This is a genomic window from Olivibacter ginsenosidimutans, assembly GCF_039542865.1.
In the GTDB taxonomy this organism is placed as follows: Bacteria; Bacteroidota; Bacteroidia; order Sphingobacteriales; family Sphingobacteriaceae; genus Olivibacter; species Olivibacter ginsenosidimutans.
The window spans coordinates 25,560-45,806 of the sequence record NZ_BAABIQ010000037.1 but is presented as its reverse complement, the minus strand read 5'-3'; the positions used below and the strand labels follow the sequence as shown (position 1 = coordinate 45,806).

Below are 20,247 nucleotides of genomic sequence, written 5' to 3'. Positions count from 1 at the left end.
GCTATTGTTTAACGGAAACGCATTTGCTGTTTATCTAACATGCCCATTTGATCCTTCATCATTTTTATCTGATCGGCCAACAGTTTATTCTTATCCGCTTTTTTGGCTTCTTGTAATAATTGAGTTGCTTCACGTTTGTTCCGTTTTGCCATGGCTATACCGGCAAGGCTTAATTTTGCTAACGCTATATTATGATCCATCTGCATGCCTAAGCTCAGTGCTTTCTTAAAATATTTCTCTGACTGTAAAGGTGCATTACGGGATTCTATTAAACCGATTAATAAGTGATAGTATCCATGTTGGGCACGGATAAGTTGTCTTTCATAATTGGTAATTTTATTTAACCATTGTTTGGCCTTATCCATATTTTCCTTTCTCAAATAAAATTGCGCAATTAGCATATTCTCATTAAAGAAAAAGGTGACAAATACCAAAATGGCCAAAACTAAGGCTAAAATACCCCATCCCCAAAATCCAAAAACTATAAGGCTAACGGCTCCCCCCAGTAAAACAAAAGCTAAAATAATACGGATGAAATTTGGCATATTTCTTTATTCTGATTTTTATCGTTTTAAAATTTTATGCAAACTTAGATAAAATGCTTTGCATTCAGAACATCTAACGATAAAAATTAGTCTCACTTTCTTTCAATGCCGAATTTTTACTTTTGAATTTTTACTTTTTACTTTTTTATTTTTTAAGTTTGGGAATGGGCATAAATCTTGAGAAAAGTTGGAAAGAGGTTCTCGAACCGGAATTTTCCAAACCGTACATGAATGATTTAAGAAATTTTCTATTAGAGGAACAAAAACAATATCAAGTTTTTCCTCAAAACAAGCTTATTTTCAATGCTTTCGCGCATACACCTTTCTATGAAGTAAAGGTGGTTATCCTTGGGCAGGATCCTTATCACAATATCGGCCAAGCGCATGGTTTATCTTTTTCCGTGCAACCTGGTGTTGCGATCCCACCTTCTTTGAAAAATATGTATCAAGAATTGAGTACAGACATTGAGGGATTTAAAATACCTCAACATGGTACCTTAACTAAGTGGGCTGATCAAGGTGTTTTATTACTCAATGCAGTATTAACTGTTCGGGCACATACCGCTGCTTCACATCAAAAACGAGGATGGGAAGTATTTACGGATACGGTAATTAAAGAGCTTTCTGCCAGACGAGAGGGGATTGTTTTCATTCTTTGGGGCAGCTACGCCAAACAAAAAGCCCAACTCATTGATCGATCAAAACACTTAATCATTACCTCTGCTCACCCCTCTCCGTTATCGGCTTACAATGGTTTCTTCGGTAGTAAACCATTTTCACAAACCAATAACTATTTAATTGCTCATGGAAAGACGCCAATTGATTGGCAGATATGATTAGTACTCCATTGGTACAATCGGCTCTTTTTTAGAGGTAGACATAATCATCATGGTTTGAAACGTTTTGACGAAAGGAATTCTACTAATCTTTTCCATGATAAGTCGCTCATACGATTTAATATCTTTTACATATACTTTTAAGATAAAATCACATTGTCCGGTAACATGGTGGCATTCCGTTACCTCCGGTATCGTTTTGATGGCTTCTACAAATTCAGGTATAGCATTATGGGTATGAAAATCCAACTGAATCTGAATAAACGATTTAATGCCTAAACCTAACATTTCTTCATCCACCAATGCATGATAACTCTTAATATAGCCGGCATTTTCAAGTTTCCGCACACGTTCAAGCGTAGGAGCCGGAGATAAACCGATGTTGGATGAAAGTTGCAGATTGGTGATTCGACCATTCTCTTGCAGCAGTTTAATAATTTTTAGATCAATTTTATCTGGCTCAAAAGGCATAGCTAATAGTTTTAAGGTAAAGTTAGCAAATAACCAAATAAAATTTTAAAATATGATCTTTTTTATATTCTTTCTTTGTCCGCCAAAGAAAGAACCAAAGAAAGCTCCCGTTGTAGATTTTGCTACAATGGTAGTGCCTCACAATGCAAACCGCAAACTCTAAGGCGGATTTTAATAGAACGAAGGGCTTTTGCTTGTAACCGGAAAGAAAGCACATGCAAACAATGTATTCTTGCAAAAATAATAATACGTCCGGTTAAAAGCATTTACTGCTGGCCTTAGAATCAATTCGCTTCCAAAATTTACCTCTTGCAGTGGGATGCACAAGCGTTCCTGTAAATTTTGAAGTGAAGAGTCTTTGGTTACTTTTTTCACGACTTACTTGTTTTTAAAGGTATTCAAGCTAATCGTGGTCTGCGGAAGAAAGTAAAACAAAAAGGGAATTTTAATAGCGCGCACTGAACGCCATCGCATATAATTTCATTTGCTTGACCATTGCGACTAAGCCATTTGCTCTAGTAGGCGACAAATGTTCTTTTAAACCAATGGCATCGATAAAATATAAATCCGCTTGTACAATATCTTCCGCTTTTTGGCCAGACAAGACTTTAATCATTAAACTAACCAATCCTTTCGTAATGATTGCATCGCTATCCGCTGTAAAAATGACCCGGTCGTCTATATAATCTGCTCGCAACCATACACGCGATTGACATCCTTTGATCAACAGATCATCCGTTTTATACACTTCATCAATTAAAGGCAATTCCTTTCCCAGTTGGATAATGTACTCATATTTAGCCATCCAATCTTCAAAAAAAGAAAAATCTTCTATTAATTCGTCTTGTATTTCGTTTATAGTCATGATATAAGACTGCCCTTCTATTACAATTATAATAACATACTGGTTGCTTTCTTAACGGCGGCAACCAAGCGATCGATATCTTCTTTGGTATTGTACATGGCAATTGATGCGCGAACGGTCCCCGGAATGCCAAAACGGTCCATTAACGGTTGGGTACAATGATGACCTGTTCTGACTGCTACGCCCAATTTGTCGAGAATTACCCCCACATCATAGGGATGAACATCCTTTATCAAAAAGGAAAGCACGCTACACCGTTCTTTAGCTTCTCCAATGAATCTGAGTTCTTCTATTTCACGCAATTGTTTAATAGCATATTTAAGTAATTCCGCTTCATAAAGCGCTATATTATTTAACCCTATCGTATCGATATAGTCTATAGCTGTCCCTAAACAAATGCCGGCTTCAATATTTGGTGTACCGGCTTCAAATTTAAATGGCAATTCATTGTACGTTGTTTTTTCAAATGTAACCTCTTTAATCATATCTCCACCACCTTGATAGGGAGGCATTTGTTCTAACCACTTTTCCTTTCCAAATAGTACACCAACACCTGTGGGACCGTACATTTTATGACCAGAAAATGCTAAAAAATCAACGTCTAACGCCTGAACATCAATCGATAAATGCTGTATTGCTTGCGCAGCATCAACTAAAACCGGAACAGCATAATGATGGGCCAAATCAATAATCTCTTTAATTGGATTTAAAGTACCTAAGGTATTCGATACATACGTGACCGCTACCAACTTAACCCGCTCGTTTAAAAGTGAACGATAAGCGTCCATATCCAGCTCGCCAAGATCATTAATTGGAATCACCTTTAGTTTTGCCTTTCGCTCTTCGCATAACATTTGCCAAGGCACGATATTACTATGATGCTCCATCGCGGAAATGATAATTTCGTCTCCCTCATTGACGAATTGCTTCCCATAACAAGTAGCCACCAAATTAATGCTGTGTGTGGTACCGTTGGTTAAAATGATCTCGTATTCGTTTGCTGCATTTAAATATTCTTTTACCTTTTTCCGGGTCACTTCATAGGCATCTGTAGCTAATTGGCTCAAATGGTGCACTCCTCTATGCACATTACTATTGATCTGCGTGTAATAATCCGTTATCGCCTTGATGACCGTCAAGGGCTTTTGCGTCGTAGCCCCATTATCCAAATAAACCAACGGATGTCCGTTCACCTTAGTTTTTAAGATGGGAAAGTCTGCCCTTATAGTATGAATATCGTAATGTATCAAAATAGTGTATTAAGTAAAAATTAAAAAGCTGTAAGCGGTAGGCCATACGCTATAAGCCGCACTGTCAACCGTCAATCCTCCAGTGGGCGGACAAGCTCACAACTCGCAACTCACAACTAATCAACAACCAGCCCCTGCTCAATCAACTGATCAACATAAGCCTTTACTTCAGCGTTATTGAATTTTTCCGTTACATCAAATGCAAATGCATGTACCAAAAGTACTCGAGCACTTGTTTCGCCAACCCCTCTAGCCCTTAAATAAAATAAAGCGTCATCGTCAAATTGCCCCATAGTACAACCGTGGCTACATTTTACATCATCCGCAAAGATCTCCAATTGCGGTTTGGTATAGATGACCGATTGATCACCAATAAGCATATTATTATTTTGCTGAAAAGCATTTGTCTTCTGTGCATCTTCCCGGACATAAATCTTACCGTTAAATACCGCTGTAGAAGTATGTTGTGCTATATTTTTATACCACTCATAACTTTCGCAATTCGGCATTCGATGATCCACAATGGTATGATTATCAACCAGCTGATTGTTTGCCGTTAATGTAATTCCATACAAATGGCTTTCTACTGAACGGTCATTAAGCCTCACATGGATATTATTTCTGATAAATTGTGCACCAGGAAAAGAACAATTGTAATTGTTATATAAGCTTCCCTTTGCCTGCTGAATTTCAGTATGATTAAAATAACGCGATTGTTCTCGAGCGGTTTGTAAATAGTAATGCTGTAAATGTGCCTGTTCTTCCAATACTATTTCACTCACCGTGTTATTCAAACTGATTCCTTTCTCATTGGTTATGAAGGATTCGATCAACTCGGCTTGTGAACCACGGTCTAGCACAAACAAATTCCGTGTCTGGTTAAAAACGGCCTCATTTGCCGAAACCACATGAATTAGCTGTATACTTTTCTTTAAAACAACATCTTTACCGATATAAACAAAAAGGCCTCCCTCAAAGAGAGCTGTGTTTAAGGCCACCAATGGATTATCCGTTTTATCGGCGTATTGTGCAAAGTGTTTTAAAAAGAATGCATTATCTTCAATATCCTCAATTGCATGAATCCAGACCCCTTCCTCCCTAATTTGATCAGACAAATCTGGGCGAAAGCGACCATTGACTAAGACCAATTGATAAGCATCTAGTCCTTTAATCGATGCGTCTTTTAAATCAACTTCCCTACCTGGAATATGATCATTGAGCAAATATTGCTCGTTAATAATCGGTTGAAGGTTGGTATATTTCCAATCTTCCATTTTAGTAGTAGGGAAACCGGTTTCCTTAAACTTAGCGAATGCATTTCCACGCAAGGTAGCCAACGGTTCGGCATACCTTTTGGAAGCTAAACCATCTTCAAAAGCAGTTAATAATTGAAAATATAGTGAATTAGAAACTTGTGTAATCATTTGTTTGCTTTTTTAAATAGCGGCATTCTCCTCTGCGTCCACGCTTTCTTTCAACCAATCGTAACCCTTTTCCTCTAATTCTAAAGCCAATTCTTTAGTACCTGATTTAACAATCCGTCCCTTATAGAGTACGTGTACATAATCAGGAACAATATATTCTAATAGGCGTTGATAATGCGTAATCACGATAAATGCATTCTCTTTTGAACGCAAATGATTGACGCCATTGGCCACGATACGTAATGCATCAATATCCAGTCCCGAATCCGTTTCATCCAAAATGGACAATTTAGGTTCAAGCATGGCCAGCTGAAAAATTTCATTACGTTTTTTCTCGCCTCCTGAAAAGCCTTCATTTAATGAACGATTGGCTAATTTAGCATCAAATTCAACGAGCTTTTGTTTTTCCTTTACCCGCTGCAAAAATTCCTTAGCTTCCATGGGAGGCAAACCTTTGTAAGCCCGGATCTCATTGACTGCTGTTTTTAAAAAATTTATGTTGGAAACACCTGGTATCTCAACAGGGTATTGGAAAGCCAAAAATAACCCTTCTCTTGCTCTATCTTCCGGTGAGAGATCTAATAAATCTTTCCCATCCAATAAAACTTCACCCGCAGTAACTTCATAGGCATCCCTACCGGCCAGAACAGAAGCTAATGTACTTTTTCCAGAACCATTGGGTCCCATAATCGCGTGTACTTCTCCTGCTTTTACCTCTAAATTTAAGCCTTTTAAAATTTGTTTATCGTCTACAGATGCCTGTAGGTTTTTTATACTTAACATATGCTATTCTATTCAAGTCTTCCCGACTTGCTTTTATACTTATTTACTATTCTGATTTTCTTAACCCACACTGCCTTCTAAAGAGATAGCGAGCAATTTTTGGGCTTCAACCGCAAATTCCATAGGTAATTGATTGAGCACTTCTTTCGCGTAACCGTTGACAATTAGTCCCACCGCCTTCTCTGGGTCGATACCACGTTGGGTAAGATAGAATAACTGATCTTCTCCAATTTTTGATGTGGTTGCTTCATGTTCCAATTTCGCTGTCTTATTTTTTGCCTCAATATAAGGAAATGTATGCGCACCACATTTATCGCCGATTAATAATGAGTCGCATTGTGTAAAATTCCGTGCTTTTTCAGCTCCCTTGCCAATCTGTACTAGTCCGCGATAACTATTTTGGCTTACACCAGCAGAAATACCTTTAGAAACGATTTTACTTCTAGTATTTTTGCCAATGTGAAACATTTTGCTTCCGGTATCTGCAATTTGATGATTCCGGGTAAGTGCTACTGAATAAAATTCTCCAACAGAATGATCTCCCTTCAAAATCACACTCGGATATTTCCACGTGATAGAAGATCCTGTTTCTACTTGTGTCCAAGAAATTTTGCTATGATTACCTTTGCAAATTCCCCGTTTAGTCACAAAATTATAAATCCCCCCTCTTCCCTCTTTATCACCTGGATACCAGTTTTGCACGGTACTGTATTTAATTTCCGCATTTTCTAAGGCAATAAGCTCTACTACAGCAGCATGTAATTGGTTTTCATCACGCATAGGAGCTGTACAACCTTCCAGATAACTTACATAGCTTCCTTCATCTGCAATAATCAGCGTCCGTTCAAATTGTCCGGTATTTTCTGCATTTATCCTAAAATAAGTGGAAAGCTCCATAGGGCAGTTCACCCCTTTCGGGATGTATACGAAAGAACCGTCAGAGAATACTGCTGCATTTAACGCCGCATAAATATTATCGGTCTGCGGAACCACTGTACCTAAATATTGCTTCACTAAATCGGGATGTTCCTTCACTGCTTCACCAAAAGAGCAAAATATGACCCCATATTCCTTTAACTTTTCACGAAAAGTAGTCTTCACAGACACGCTGTCAAAAACAGCATCTACGGCAACAACACCTGCTAATACCTTTTGTTCATCAAGAGGAATACCAAGTTTAGCGAATGTTTCCAGTAGTTCGGGATCCACATCTTCTATGCTATCAACCTTTGGTTTTGCCTTTGGAGCAGCATAGTAAGAAATATCCTGAAAATTAACCGCTGGGTGCTGAAAATTTTGCCATTTGGGCATCGTCATCTTTTCAAAATGCCGAAACGCCTTAAGCCGCCATTCCAACAACCATTCCGGTTCTCCCTTTTTTGCCGAGATAAAACGAACGGTATCTTCAGATAATCCCTTTTTGGCAATATCCATTTCAATATCCGTCGTGAAACCATATTTGTATTCCTCTACGGCAAGTTCCTGTAATATATTATCGTCTTTGGTACTCATTTCACAATCCTATCAATTTTCGCTTAAACAAATCCTACCATGCGTTCAGCGATCATTCGTATTAATTTGCAAAGTTACAATTTGAACAGCAATTATTCGAGCATTTCGCTTGTCTTTTAGGACTACATTGATAATCTCAATGTAAATAAATATCAAAGCTTTTGGTATAATCTTTAAAGCAACGCTTGGTTCACTGTATTATACCCGCTTTTATGAGCTCTTTCTCCATTGCTTGTTGCAAAGCTAAGGCTTCTTCCCTAGCCTTATCAGCAAAATCGGTGCCCCTACTTGCATAAATAATAGACCGCGTAGCATTCACTAAAAGACCACATGCTTTAGTCATTCCATAAGCGCAAACATCGGCCAAGCTTCCGCCTTGAGCACCTACTCCCGGCACCAACAAAAAATGTTCGGGTGCATAATGCCGAATAGCTTTAAAAGCCTCTCCTCTTGTTGCTCCAACCACATACATGATATTGCTTGTATTTCCCCAGCTGTTTGTTTTTTGTATTACCTGTTCAAATAAATGTTGATTAGAAGCGTCTGTTAAAAATTGAAAATCGTAACTTCCCTTATTGGATGTCAACGCCAATACAATTGCCCATTTATCTTTATAGTTTAAAAAGGGGGTGATAGAATCTTCTCCCATATAAGGTGCCACGGTGATGGCATCGAACTCCATACCAGCACTTTCTTTAGCGAAAAACGCCCTAGCATAACGATCTGCAGTATTTCCAATATCGCCCCGCTTAGCATCGGCGATACTTAAACAGTGTTTAGGAATCTTTTCTAACGTTTTCTGCAAGCTGATCCAACCCTTAATGCCATAACATTCATAGAAGGCAATATTTGGTTTATAAGCCACGCATAAATCGGCCGTTGCTTCAATGATCCGTTTGTTAAACTCAAAAATAGGATCTTCATAGGCCAACAAAAATTCCGGTAATTTATCGATATCTGGATCTAACCCAACACATAAAAACGAACGTTTACTCTTAATTTGTTCAATTAGCTGTTCTCGAGTCATATAGGAGGAAATTATCAAGGTTCTATAAAAAACCCCGCGAATCTAATCAAATTTGCCTGTATATCCAAAGACAGGCCCACCAACGCTCAACCAACTTCGCCCTTTCTTACCACCAGTTATCGGGAGCTGATCGGGACGCGATCGTGCCGGCATCGTGATTTTCCCGATCCGCGCATGATCAGTACATGTTCGGGTGGCGATACACGGTAGAAGAAAGGGCGAAGTTGGTACGGAATGGATAAGTAAGATGGAAGATTTTTTACTTTTTAATTCTGAATTTTTAATTTGCTTCTATATAGATACCAGTATCTTGTGTTTTAATTGGTTATAACATATTATCGATGCATTTATATACATATGTTTTATTTTTTTAATATTTTCCTTTGAAAATTCAATTCTTATACCTACAATTGCATCGGAATCTCAAAATTTACCCTAACCGTTAAGGGAGAATCATAGTTCCTTTGATAAAAATAAAACTGATCAATCAAGTTTTAATGGGTAGATTTCTGTAAAAACACAAGCATAAAAATCCTTATTACACATAACGACATTTGATGAACATTAATGAATTGAACGCTAAGCTCGTGTCAGAGCTACGTGAAATTGCAAAATTAATCGGCATTGCAGACGCTGAAAAACTGAGAAAACAGGAGTTGATTAATAAAATCATCGCAACTGAAAATGATAAGCCTGCCGAAGAAGCGACGGCTCCCGTTGTAACGGAAGAAGTTGGCGAAGCTAAACATCGTAAACGCGTACGGACTACAGTAAAGCAAGCGGAACCGATAGAGGTGCGCAAAAAACCTGAAAAAGAACTGGTATCTTCTTCTAGAGATGGAGCGCGAGATAAAAACGAAAATGACATCCAGCGCGTAGAACGCAATACAACCTCTCCTAATACGGCTACATCGGCACCGACAAAAACAGAAAGTACTTCAACCCCTCCACCTGCTTCTAATCTTGATTTCGATAATGTAATCGTTAATGAAGGCGTTTTGGAAATCATGCCAGACGGTTACGGTTTTTTACGTTCGTCTGATTATAACTATTTAACTTCTCCTGACGATATTTATGTTTCGCAATCGCAAATCAAGCTGTTTGGTTTGAAAACTGGGGATACCGTTAGAGGCAGTATTCGCCCACCCAAAGAAGGCGAAAAATATTTTCCATTGGTTCGAGTAGAAGCGATTAATGGCCAGGTACCTGCAGAAGTAAGGGATCGTGTTCCATTCGATTACCTTACTCCCCTCTTCCCCACCGAACGTTTAAGATTATATACGGATGCTGGGAATAATTCAACCCGCATTATGGATCTCTTTACGCCGATCGGTAAGGGTCAGCGTGGCTTGATTGTAGCACAACCTAAAACGGGTAAAACCGTCTTATTAAAAGAAGTTGCCAATGCTATTGCTAAAAACCACCCGGAAGTTTACCTGATTATACTCTTGATTGATGAACGTCCGGAAGAAGTAACCGATATGGCGAGAAGTGTGCGCGCAGAAGTGGTATCATCCACTTTTGACGAACCAGCAGAACGCCATGTGAAAATTGCCAACATCGTATTGGAAAAGGCCAAACGCATGGTAGAATGTGGGCACGATGTAGTTATCTTATTAGACTCTATAACCCGCTTGGCTAGGGCCTATAATACCGTTGCTCCCGCCTCTGGAAAAATATTATCTGGTGGTGTAGATGCTAATGCTTTGCATAAACCAAAACGTTTTTTTGGAGCTGCTCGTAATATCGAACACGGAGGCTCACTTACCATTTTAGCAACTGCTTTAACGGATACGGGTTCAAAAATGGACGAAGTTATTTTCGAGGAATTCAAGGGAACCGGTAATATGGAATTACAGTTAGATCGTAAATTATCTAATAAACGTATTTTCCCAGCGATTGATATTACGGCATCTAGCACTCGGAGAGATGATCTATTAAACGATAAAGAAACATTACAACGTATTTGGGTGCTACGAAACCATTTAGCAGACATGAATTCTACTGAAGCGATGGAGTTCTTATTGGCACAGATGCGTGGAACACGGTCCAATGAAGAATTCTTGATCAGTATGAACGGTTAAGCATTTTTAACGTTTTATACGTATTCATCAGGAATAATAAAAAAATGAAAGCTTTCTTCCTTGCATGGAAGGAAGCTTTTTTATACTATTTTTTAATACTAGCTGATAATTGTTTATTATACCCTACTTTAGCTGTAGGTTTCAAAAATGGAATTGTAGCATCTATGAAAAAACATATACCCAATACCATCACCTGTCTTAATCTTTTTAGTGGTTGCATTGGCGTTACATTAGCTTTCGAAGGCGAACTTATCCAAGCAGGGTATGCCATTATAATAGCTGCTATTTTTGACTTCTTTGACGGACTTGTCGCCCGCATGCTACATGTCAGTTCGCCAATTGGCAAAGAATTGGATTCTCTTGCTGATATGGTGAGTTTTGGTTTCCTTCCATCCGTCATTATTTTTCAGTTATTCGAGCCGACAACTGCAATCGCTTACGGAGGAGAATGGATCAAATATTCTGCTTTTTTAATTGCTATCTTCTCCGCATTGCGCTTGGCTAAATTTAATTTAGACACAAGACAAGCAACGGTTTTCATTGGTTTACCTACACCAGCATGCGCTTTGTTTATCTTATCACTACCTCATATTGCTTTAAGTAAGGATCCTGTTATTAGTGCCTACGTACAACATCCATTAATTTTATTGATTTTAATATTGGCACTTAGCCTCTTAATGGTTTCAGAAATCCCATTAATGTCCCTAAAATTTAAAGATCTCCAGTTTAGCAACAACTGGTATCGCTATGTATTGGTGACCATCAGCATTATTCTCCTTGTTGTATTAAAAATATCAGCAATACCCATCATCGTCATCACCTATATTATACTGTCACTTACACAACATCATAAATTAAGTCAGCAACTATAAGATCAAGCTTGGTGGCCTTTAAGGATCAAGTTATAAGGAGGCTCTCCTAACGGCGTGCTCATCTCCTACATGAGCCAGCAATTCGCCAACCGTTTGCTGTAAAACCGGATGAATAAAATCAGGCGCTATCGCAGCCAGAGGTTCTAAAACGAATTTTCGGAGGTGGAGCAATGGATGTGGGATAACTAAATTTTCACGTTGTATAACAGCATGATCATAAAATAAAATATCAATATCGATTATCCTTGCTTCCCATTTCTTCAATCTTGTTCGTCCGAGATCCTTTTCAATATTAAGAACTTCCTCAAGCACTTCTTCTGGTTTTAGACTTGTTTTTAACCGAATAACTTGATTCAAATAATCAGGCTGGTTAGCAACACCCCAAGGTGCTGTTTGATAAATGGGTGATTTTGCTACTACGGTGCCCACCCTTTCTGTAAGAAAGTGAAGGGCATTACCTAAAACATGACTACTATCCCCTAAATTAGATCCTAATATTACATAAACTTCATGCATACCGCAAAGATAGAAAAGCTTTGTATTTTTCGCCATTTAAGATGATCGCCCCAGCGGTGAAGATAATTATCCGAGGGTTTAAGGTAATCATTTCCATGTTTGAGATAATCAACCCAGTGTTTGAAAAAGTTATCCCAGCGGTGGAGGTAACCACCGAGAACATTATGGTAACCTTCTCTGCGTTTGAGATGATCATCCCAGTGTTTAAGAAAGTCACGCCGGCGGTGGAGGTAACCATCTGAATGTTTATGGTACCCTTCTCCGTGTTTGAGATAATTACCCCAGCGTTTAAGAAAGTTATCCCAGTGGTGGAGGTAACCATCTGAATATTTATGGTAACCTTCTCCGTATTTAAGATAATCACCCCAGCGTTTAAGAAAGTTATCCCAGTGGTGGAGGTAACCATCTGAATGTTTATGGTAATCTTCTCCGCATCAATGGTAATTGCCGTAAAGGTTGTTTTTGGAAAATCTGGAATCCTTTCCGACAATCATTTTTTATTTTATGTAACAAAAAACCTTATCCTTCGTCATATGTTAAATCAATAGATTTTGACACTTAATCGCGTAAAAATACATGAAGCAATTTTTTAAATTCGTATTTGCCTCCATGGTTGGGGTTTTTCTATCTGCGTTTATTTTTCTTATTATTGCTATCGCTATCATCGGAGCGATTGTCAGCGCCGCAAGCTCTGATAAGCCGGTCGAAATAAGCGATAATTCCGTTATGCGCATCAGCTTAAATTACCCCATCAAAGAACGTACGGAAAAAAACCCACTTAGTAACGTCAACTTTTCTTCTCTTAATACGCAAAAAACAATCGGATTAGATGAGATTTTAGTTAGAATTAACCAAGCGAAGAAAGACGATAAAATCAAGGGCATTGTGCTCGACTTAAGCAGTGTTGGTGCGAGCTTCGCTACCTTACAAGAAATAAGGAACGCACTTTTGGATTTTAAACAATCCAAGAAGTTTATTATAGCTTATAGTGAAGGTTACTCTCAAAAAACATACTATTTGGGCTCTACTGCGGATAAAGTTTACCTCAATCCTGAAGGTGCAGTAGACTTTCGAGGCCTAGCTGCTCAACTCTCCTTTTTCAAAGGAACCTTAGAAAAATTGGGTATAGAAGCACAAGTGATTAAAGTAGGTACGTATAAAAGCGCAGTTGAACCCTTCATTTTAGATAAAATGAGTCCTGCCAATAAAGAACAAGTTACTTCCTATCTTAACTCTGTTTATGACTATTACCTAAGCAATATTTCGGCTTCTAGGGGTATAGCTATTGACTCCCTTCGAAATATCGCCGACAGCTATGCTGGTCGATCAGCAAATACAGCGCTAAGCACTAAATTAGTTGATGGTTTAAAATATAAAGACGAGGTAATCGATGAACTTAAAAGTCGGCTAGGTGTCGAAAAAAAGAAAAAGATAAAATCCATTAACATTGAAGATTATAAATCGGATCGTAGTGAAACAACTGCTAATCAGGATAAAATCGCTTTGGTATATGCTGTTGGTGAAATTGTTTCGGGTGAAGGATCTGACGAAGAAATTGGTTCGGAACGAATTTCAAGAGCTATTCGTACAGCTCGTGAAGATGATAAGATTATAGCTGTTGTATTTCGTGTCAATTCACCGGGAGGCAGCGCCTTAGCCTCTGATGTCATCTGGAGGGAAGTAGCATTAACGAAAAAAGTTAAACCCATTGTCGTGTCTATGGGGGATGTCGCTGCTTCAGGAGGTTATTATATCTCTTGCGCAGCAGATTCTATATTTGCACAACCCAATACGATAACCGGCTCCATAGGTGTATTCGGTATTATTCCAAATCTCCAACATTTTTTCAACAACAAATTGGGTATCACCTTTGATGAGGTAAAAACAGGACGGTATGCAGATCTAATGACGGTTAGTCGACCGTTAACAACAGATGAACGCGACTTGATACAACAGGATGTAAACCGGATTTACAATACCTTCACCAAGAAAGTTGCTGACGGCAGAAAAATTAATCAAAGCAAAGTCGATAGCATTGGCCAGGGCCGTGTATGGACTGGCGCACAAGCCTTGCAAATTGGATTAGTAGACCGCTTAGGGAATTTACAGGATGCGATTCAATCGGCTGCCAAAAAAGCAAAATTAAATACTTACAAAATCGTCAGCTATCCAGCAATGAAGGACCCGTTAGAGGCTATTTTGGGTTCGTCTAGCGATCAATTGCAAACGTGGTTTATGGAACAGCGCTTTGGAGAAGGATATGCTCTTTACAAACAAGCGAAACATGTAATTGAGCAGAGCGGCATACAGTCTAGAATACCGTATACTATCGATCTACAATAACGATTTGATATCCATACGATGGAGGTTGTCTCAAAATTATTTATCCATCATGAGACAACCTCTTTTTATTTTACGTTATTTCTAGGCAACCATTTGAATTTATCCCCTTCCTATTCGGGAATACCATGCATTTTAGCTAAGTTTGCCTTTTCCAGTATAATTCTCATGGAAAATAAAACGATCGCACGAAAATTTAAACTGTTAGCACAGCTAATGGAGCTACATGGTGAAAATCCGTTCAAAACCAAAGCAATGGCTAATGCCTCTTTTAAGCTCGATAAATTGCCGTTCCATATCGTCGATAAAAGTGAAAAGGAACTCAGTAATGAACAAGGTATAGGTAAAAGTACAGCCGCAAAAGTATGGGAACTTATCCAAACGGGTTGTATGGAAGATCTTGAAAAATTAATCAGTAAAACTCCTGAAGGAGTATTAGAAATGTTAACGATCAAAGGTCTAGGACCCAAAAAAATCCATAGTATATGGCATACCTTAAACATTGAAACCCTCGGCGAACTGTATTATGCTTGTAATGAAAACCGATTAGTCGAAGCTAAAGGTTTTGGCCTAAAAACACAGGAAGAAATAAAAAAAGCGATCGAATTTAATATGGCGAATCAGGGATTTGTGCACTATGCGCAAGCCGAAAAAATTTGCCTTCCAATATATCAATACTTGCGGTCGGCTTTACCTCAAGATGAGCAATTGGCATTTACCGGTGATTTCAGAAGAAAAACTGAGATCGTAAACACAGTAACATTGCTAAGCACGGCAACCAAGGAAATCCTATTATCCCTTGTTGAAGCGCATGAAGAACTCATTGCGTTTAACCAGTACGAAAACAGTATTCAAGCCGTGCATATTTCAGGGCTAGCTATTTACCTTATCAGCAGTACTGCCGATACCTTTTTTCATGATTTAGTATATACGACCGGAAACGAAGCACATGTCCAAGGACTCGAACGACTGTTTAATGGTACCATTCCGTATGCCGAAAGCGAGGAAGCAATTTACCAATCGGCCGGACTGCCCTATATTGAGCCAGAGCTACGGGAAGGAATAGATGAGTTGGAAAGAGCACAGACAAATACATTACCCCAGCTCCTCACCTATGACGACATTAAGGGAAGTTTACATAACCATAGTACTTGGAGTGATGGTGTACATCGTTTGGAGGAAATGGCCGTCTTCTGTAAAGACACACTACATTTATCCTATTTAGGTATTTGTGATCACTCCGGCACTGCGGTGTATGCTAAAGGGCTAAAAAGTGATCGTGTTTTGCAACAATGGCAGGAAATAGATCTGCTTAACCAAAAATTGGCACCCTTTAAAATTTTCAAAGGTATTGAATCGGATATTTTGGGCGACGGTTCATTAGATTATTCGGAAGACATCCTTCAAGGATTTGATTTTGTTGTCGCTTCTATACATTCCAATTTAAAAATGGATGAAGAAAAGGCTACTGCAAGACTCATTAAAGCCATAGAGAATCCGTATACGACTATTCTTGGACACCCCACTGGAAGACTTTTATTAAGTAGAAGTGGATATCCTATCCATTTTGAGAAAATTATTGATGCCTGCGCCGCCAATCAGGTGGCAATCGAAATAAACGCCAACCCCCTTCGCTTGGATCTTGACTGGCGTTGGCATCGCTATGCAATGGATAAGGGCGTATTACTATCCGTTAATCCAGATGCACATCGCGTTGAAGGTTTTCGCGATATGTATTATGGTACCTTGGTAGCCAGAAAGGGGGGTGTTACGCCAGATCAATGCCTCAATTGCTTTGATTTAGAAAAAATTACACACTATTTCGAAACACGTAAAAAAGCACATAGCGCAATTGTCTAGATGAAACCTGCATGAGCTACCTCTTTCCAGCTCATGCAAGCTTCATTGCCATTAAAAGCAATTTATTCGAATGAAAATATTGGTGATCCGGCTTAGTTCCATGGGCGATATTATTTACACAACGCCTATTGTACGTTGTTTAAAGAAACAGCTACCGGATGCAGAAATCCATTTTCTTACCAAGCCCACGTTTCAACATTTGTACGATAACAATCCCTATCTCGATAAGCTATTATTATTGAAACCTTCACTAAATGAGACCATAAAGGAAATTAAACAAGAACAATACGATTATCTGGTAGATTTGCATAAAAACATCCGTACACGTATTATTAAATTCAAAACAGGCATTCCGTCCAGCACCTATTCTAAACAGACCTTATTGAAATGGTTAAGTTTAAAATTAAAAAAAAATCTCGTTCCGCCCGTTCATTTGGTTGATCGTTATTTTAAGGCGGTACGCTCGTTAGGTGTCATTAACGATCAACAACCCATAGATTATTTCTTTAGAGAGGAGCACCAGTTAAACACCATGCTTCCTCCTTCTTTTTCACGTGGCTATATTGCTTTTGTTATTGGGGCTACCCATTTTACTAAACGTATGCCTAATGCAAAGGTGATTTCTATTTGCAATCAACTCCAATATCCAATAGTACTGTTAGGTGGAAAAGATGTTGCGCACAATGCGCAAGAGATTCAAGAAAAAAGTACTGGTCAAATTTTTAACGCCTGTGGGAGCACCAATCTTGATGCTTCCGTTTTTTTGGTTTCCCAAGCAATAAGTGTCATCGGATTCGATACGGGGCTAACCCATATTGCAGAAGCTTTTAACAAACCTATCGTTTCCATTTGGGGTAGTACTATCCCTGAATTGTTAGGTGTTCAACCCTATCAGGTAGATCAGGTTTTGGAAATGGGTGTCGATCTTCCCTGTAGACCATGCTCTAAATTTGGTTTACCCAAATGCCCTAAGGGACATTTTAAATGCATGTGGGAAATACCCGAAAAACCAATCGTCACGTTTATAACAAACGCCATTCATCATTCGCCAAAATAAGCTATTATGAAATGTCCACGATTGCCAAAACACAAACACCAATGAAAATAACCGAGCTTGCTAGCTCATCGAAGATAATCTGGACATTCCATATGGCCATTAAAAGACAAAATGCGAAGCATTCATGAATACAATTGGACGCAAACACGAATGAATAATTATTTACATATGAAATCACTATTTTTAATCAGGCATGCAAAATCAGATTGGTCGAATGACCTTCCTGATACCGATAGGCCCTTAAATAAACGCGGACAAAGGGATGCACCACTAATGGCTCAACGCTTGATCGCACACCAGACATTACCTCAATTGCTGATTAGCAGTCCGGCTAACCGTGCACACTCAACTGCTGTAGCCTTTGCTCAAGTGTTAGCTTATCCCGTAACACAAATCCAAAACGAAGATGCCATTTACGAAGCATCAGTACTCGATCTACTCCGTGTAACAAACCTTACGGATGATGAATACGATTGTATTGCGCTATTTGGTCATAATCCAGGCATTAGTTTATTTGCCCATTATCTTTGCCATGAATTCACAGCAGACATACCAACTGCAGCAATCCTTCAGTTAACCTTCAGGGTAGAACATTGGAATGAGATTAGCATTGACACCGGAAAACTTGCTTGGTATAGTTACCCGAAGCTTGTATAGCAAGCTTGCCTTTAGTAACTTTACGCATCAAACAGGACTAACTAACACATTCCTTTGCATTATGACTGAATTAACAAAATGATTGCACTAAACAACGAATATATTACGATTCATATTAAGAAAAAGGGCGCTGAACTTTGCTCGCTCTATAATAAAACCTTGGCTCTTGAATATATGTGGCAAGCCGACCCTAGCTATTGGCCATGGCATGCACCAAATTTATTTCCAATAGTAGGCGGACTGGTTAATAACGAAATTTCTATAGAAGGCTCTTTATATCAGCTGCAGCGCCATGGTTTTGCAAGACAATCCAACTTTACGGTTATTGAGTCGTCTGGAAAGCATGCTATTCTTTCTCTCCGATACACCAAAGAAACGTTAGCGGCTTATCCTTATCATTTTGAATATCAAGTGTTATATCATTTGCACGATGAATCTTTAACGTGTACCTACAAGGTGATTAATCTCGATAATAGAACGATCTGGTTTTCTTTAGGTGCTCATCCGGCTTTTAATATTCCTTTCTTTGCCCATGAGCGTTATGACGACTATTATATAGAATTCAGTAAAGAAGAAAGCCTTATTAGGCACCACTTATCACCTGCAGGGTTTTTCACGGGAGAACCATCTCCAGTATTCCTTCAAGGAAAGAAACTTCGTTTAGCGGAGACGCTTTTCAACGAGGATGCCTTGGTTTTTAAAACGATTGATAGTAAAGCGCTTTATATCCGCAGCAAAAATCATCCACACAGCTTAAAAATCAGTTATCCTGAATTTAAGTCGCTCGGTATTTGGGCAAAACCGGGTGCGCCCTTTGTTTGTATTGAACCCTGGCTGGGTTATGCAGATAACGAGCAACCTAAAGGTTCTATTAAAGAAAAAGAAGGCATTATTTCGCTTTCTTCAGGACATGTCTTTGAAGCAAATTATACCATTACTATACAATAGAACGTTATATCTATATTAGAAAACAGAGAGCATCAACCACATGAATCGTACTTTTGAAAAAACTATTGAACATCTTATTGATACATTTTTAGACCGCGTTCCGTCCATCTTATTAGCTATCATCACGTTAGTTTTAGGTATATGGTTAATTAAATTTCTTATTCGATTTATACATAAACGTTTAACAAGAGGAAAGATAGACATCTCTATTGCCGAGTTTTTAAGTAGCATTATTCGGGTTATCCTCTATATATTGTTGTTTTTAAGCGTTGCGTCAACATTAGGTATACAAACAACTTCTTTTGTTACCATGTTGGGAGCAGCCGGTTTGGCTGTTGGTTTAGCCCTACAGGGAAGTCTTTCTAATTTTGCTGGAGGTGTATTGATTTTATTTTTTAAACCATTCCGGGTAGGCCATTATATCTCATCAAGTAACAACGTTTCGGGTACGGTAACCAAGATCGATATCCTTTACACCACGCTTAAAGCAGATAACGGTACAACAATCTATGCTCCTAATGGGCCTTTAGCTAATGCCGTTATCAATAACTCTTCTGATAATGCAACCAGACAAGCAGAATATAAAATTGATATTTCTTATCAAAGCGATATTGACACTGCTCGAAAAGTTATACTAGATGTATTAAGGAGCGACAAGTCTGTGCTAAAAAAGCCTGAACCAGCTGTGGTCGTTAATGGTTTTGGAGATTATGGGATTATTTTGGTAGCAAGGGCCTGGATAAATAATAAAGATTTCTGGCCTGCCTATCATGCTAACTATCAAAAAATAAAGGAGGCATTAGATGCTAATCGTATCGGGTTGCCTTACAATGGGACGTATATCACTAACGAAAAAACAGTGTAACGCTGTATACCGCTGTCTCAACCTAAGTGGGGATACATTTCTATTAAACAAAAGTTATCCCAAACATAAAGCCTTTCCATTCGACATAGGAGAAGGCTAAACGCTACATCCGATGACGATGGCGGACTTTTTAGCTACTACCGAGGGGCATTAAAATCTAAAAAGAGATCCTATCTTCTTCAAGATAAAAATTAATGCCCACGCTAAGTAATGTGTTAACGTAAAATTGTGCCGAACTCTCATACTATGCGTGAATTACTAATCACTTGTGCACAAGTTACACAACAATTGTTAAACTAATGTTAGCGTAAAAATAAAAAATGAAGCTATTTTCA

19 protein-coding genes are annotated in these 20,247 nt (G+C 38.6%); 9 read left to right on the top strand and 10 right to left on the bottom strand.

The window, feature by feature from the left end; translation table 11 throughout:
* Positions 1–8: 8 nt before the first annotated feature.
* Positions 9–545 (bottom strand): tetratricopeptide repeat protein, encoded by a 537-nt coding sequence (locus tag ABD930_RS13105; protein ID WP_345232183.1) that lies wholly within the window; start codon positions 543–545, stop codon positions 9–11.
* 164 nt (positions 546–709) lie between these two features.
* On the opposite strand from ABD930_RS13105, the gene ung reads away from it, so the two are divergent.
* On the top strand, positions 710–1,381 hold the full coding sequence (gene ung / locus ABD930_RS13100) for a uracil-DNA glycosylase (RefSeq protein ID WP_345232182.1): 672 nt from the start codon (positions 710–712) through the stop codon (positions 1,379–1,381).
* Here the strand turns inward: ung and ABD930_RS13095 are convergent, their stop codons facing one another.
* The 7 genes from ABD930_RS13095 to pyrF form a co-directional block, all read right to left on the bottom strand.
* The gene (locus ABD930_RS13095) at positions 1,382–1,852 is read right to left on the bottom strand and encodes an Lrp/AsnC family transcriptional regulator (RefSeq protein ID WP_345232181.1); all 471 of its coding nucleotides are present in this window, start codon (positions 1,850–1,852) and stop codon (positions 1,382–1,384) included.
* A 445-nt stretch (positions 1,853–2,297) separates the two neighbouring features.
* A complete protein-coding gene (locus ABD930_RS13090; protein WP_345232180.1) occupies positions 2,298–2,717 on the bottom strand; it encodes a SufE family protein in 420 nt (139 codons plus the stop codon).
* A gap of 26 nt (positions 2,718–2,743) precedes the next feature.
* Entirely contained in the window at positions 2,744–3,967 is a 1,224-nt protein-coding gene (locus ABD930_RS13085; protein ID WP_345232179.1) for an aminotransferase class V-fold PLP-dependent enzyme, read from the bottom strand.
* Positions 3,968–4,083: 116 nt separating this feature from the next.
* Positions 4,084–5,391, bottom strand: coding sequence for a Fe-S cluster assembly protein SufD (gene sufD / locus ABD930_RS13080; protein WP_345232178.1), 1,308 nt, complete (start codon positions 5,389–5,391; stop codon positions 4,084–4,086).
* 12 nt (positions 5,392–5,403) lie between these two features.
* On the bottom strand, positions 5,404–6,174 hold the full coding sequence (gene sufC / locus ABD930_RS13075; RefSeq protein WP_345232177.1) for a Fe-S cluster assembly ATPase SufC: 771 nt from the start codon (positions 6,172–6,174) through the stop codon (positions 5,404–5,406).
* A gap of 60 nt (positions 6,175–6,234) precedes the next feature.
* Positions 6,235–7,686 carry a Fe-S cluster assembly protein SufB gene (sufB, locus tag ABD930_RS13070; RefSeq protein WP_345232176.1) on the bottom strand — a complete coding sequence of 484 codons (1,452 nt, stop codon included), beginning with the start codon at positions 7,684–7,686 and terminating at the stop codon, positions 6,235–6,237.
* A gap of 190 nt (positions 7,687–7,876) precedes the next feature.
* Positions 7,877–8,713, bottom strand: a complete 837-nt coding sequence (pyrF, locus tag ABD930_RS13065) for an orotidine-5'-phosphate decarboxylase (protein WP_345232175.1) — start codon at positions 8,711–8,713, stop codon at positions 7,877–7,879.
* 557 nt (positions 8,714–9,270) lie between these two features.
* Here pyrF and rho point away from each other — a divergent pair.
* Together rho and pssA are read left to right on the top strand one after the other, a co-directional pair.
* A complete protein-coding gene (gene rho / locus ABD930_RS13060; protein WP_345232174.1) occupies positions 9,271–10,797 on the top strand; it encodes a transcription termination factor Rho in 1,527 nt (508 codons plus the stop codon).
* Positions 10,798–10,841: 44 nt separating this feature from the next.
* Positions 10,842–11,669, top strand: coding sequence for a CDP-diacylglycerol--serine O-phosphatidyltransferase (gene pssA, locus ABD930_RS13055; RefSeq protein ID WP_345232173.1), 828 nt, complete (start codon positions 10,842–10,844; stop codon positions 11,667–11,669).
* Between the two features lie 30 nt (positions 11,670–11,699).
* Here pssA and folK read toward each other — a convergent pair whose 3' ends face one another.
* Together folK and ABD930_RS13045 are read right to left on the bottom strand one after the other, a co-directional pair.
* Positions 11,700–12,185, bottom strand: a complete 486-nt coding sequence (gene folK / locus ABD930_RS13050; protein ID WP_345232172.1) for a 2-amino-4-hydroxy-6-hydroxymethyldihydropteridine diphosphokinase — start codon at positions 12,183–12,185, stop codon at positions 11,700–11,702.
* Positions 12,178–12,675 carry a hypothetical protein gene (locus ABD930_RS13045; RefSeq protein ID WP_345232171.1) on the bottom strand — a complete coding sequence of 166 codons (498 nt, stop codon included), beginning with the start codon at positions 12,673–12,675 and terminating at the stop codon, positions 12,178–12,180. The genes folK and ABD930_RS13045 overlap by 8 nt, the downstream gene beginning before the upstream one ends.
* Positions 12,676–12,761: 86 nt before the next feature.
* Between ABD930_RS13045 and sppA the strand changes: the two genes are divergently transcribed.
* The 6 genes from sppA (at position 12,762) to ABD930_RS13015 (ending at position 19,912) form a co-directional block, all read left to right on the top strand.
* Positions 12,762–14,528 (top strand): signal peptide peptidase SppA, encoded by a 1,767-nt coding sequence (gene sppA / locus ABD930_RS13040; protein WP_345232170.1) that lies wholly within the window; start codon positions 12,762–12,764, stop codon positions 14,526–14,528.
* 165 nt (positions 14,529–14,693) lie between these two features.
* Complete coding sequence (locus ABD930_RS13035; RefSeq protein ID WP_345232169.1) at positions 14,694–16,385, top strand: helix-hairpin-helix domain-containing protein; 1,692 nt, start codon at positions 14,694–14,696, stop codon at positions 16,383–16,385.
* A gap of 70 nt (positions 16,386–16,455) precedes the next feature.
* On the top strand, positions 16,456–17,442 hold the full coding sequence (locus tag ABD930_RS13030) for a glycosyltransferase family 9 protein (RefSeq protein WP_345232168.1): 987 nt from the start codon (positions 16,456–16,458) through the stop codon (positions 17,440–17,442).
* A 168-nt stretch (positions 17,443–17,610) separates the two neighbouring features.
* Positions 17,611–18,099 carry a SixA phosphatase family protein gene (locus ABD930_RS13025; protein WP_345232167.1) on the top strand — a complete coding sequence of 163 codons (489 nt, stop codon included), beginning with the start codon at positions 17,611–17,613 and terminating at the stop codon, positions 18,097–18,099.
* Positions 18,100–18,177: 78 nt separating this feature from the next.
* Positions 18,178–19,047 carry an aldose 1-epimerase family protein gene (locus tag ABD930_RS13020; RefSeq protein ID WP_345232166.1) on the top strand — a complete coding sequence of 290 codons (870 nt, stop codon included), beginning with the start codon at positions 18,178–18,180 and terminating at the stop codon, positions 19,045–19,047.
* Between the two features lie 40 nt (positions 19,048–19,087).
* Entirely contained in the window at positions 19,088–19,912 is an 825-nt protein-coding gene (locus ABD930_RS13015; protein ID WP_345232165.1) for a mechanosensitive ion channel family protein, read from the top strand.
* The last annotated feature ends 335 nt before the right edge of the window (positions 19,913–20,247 follow it).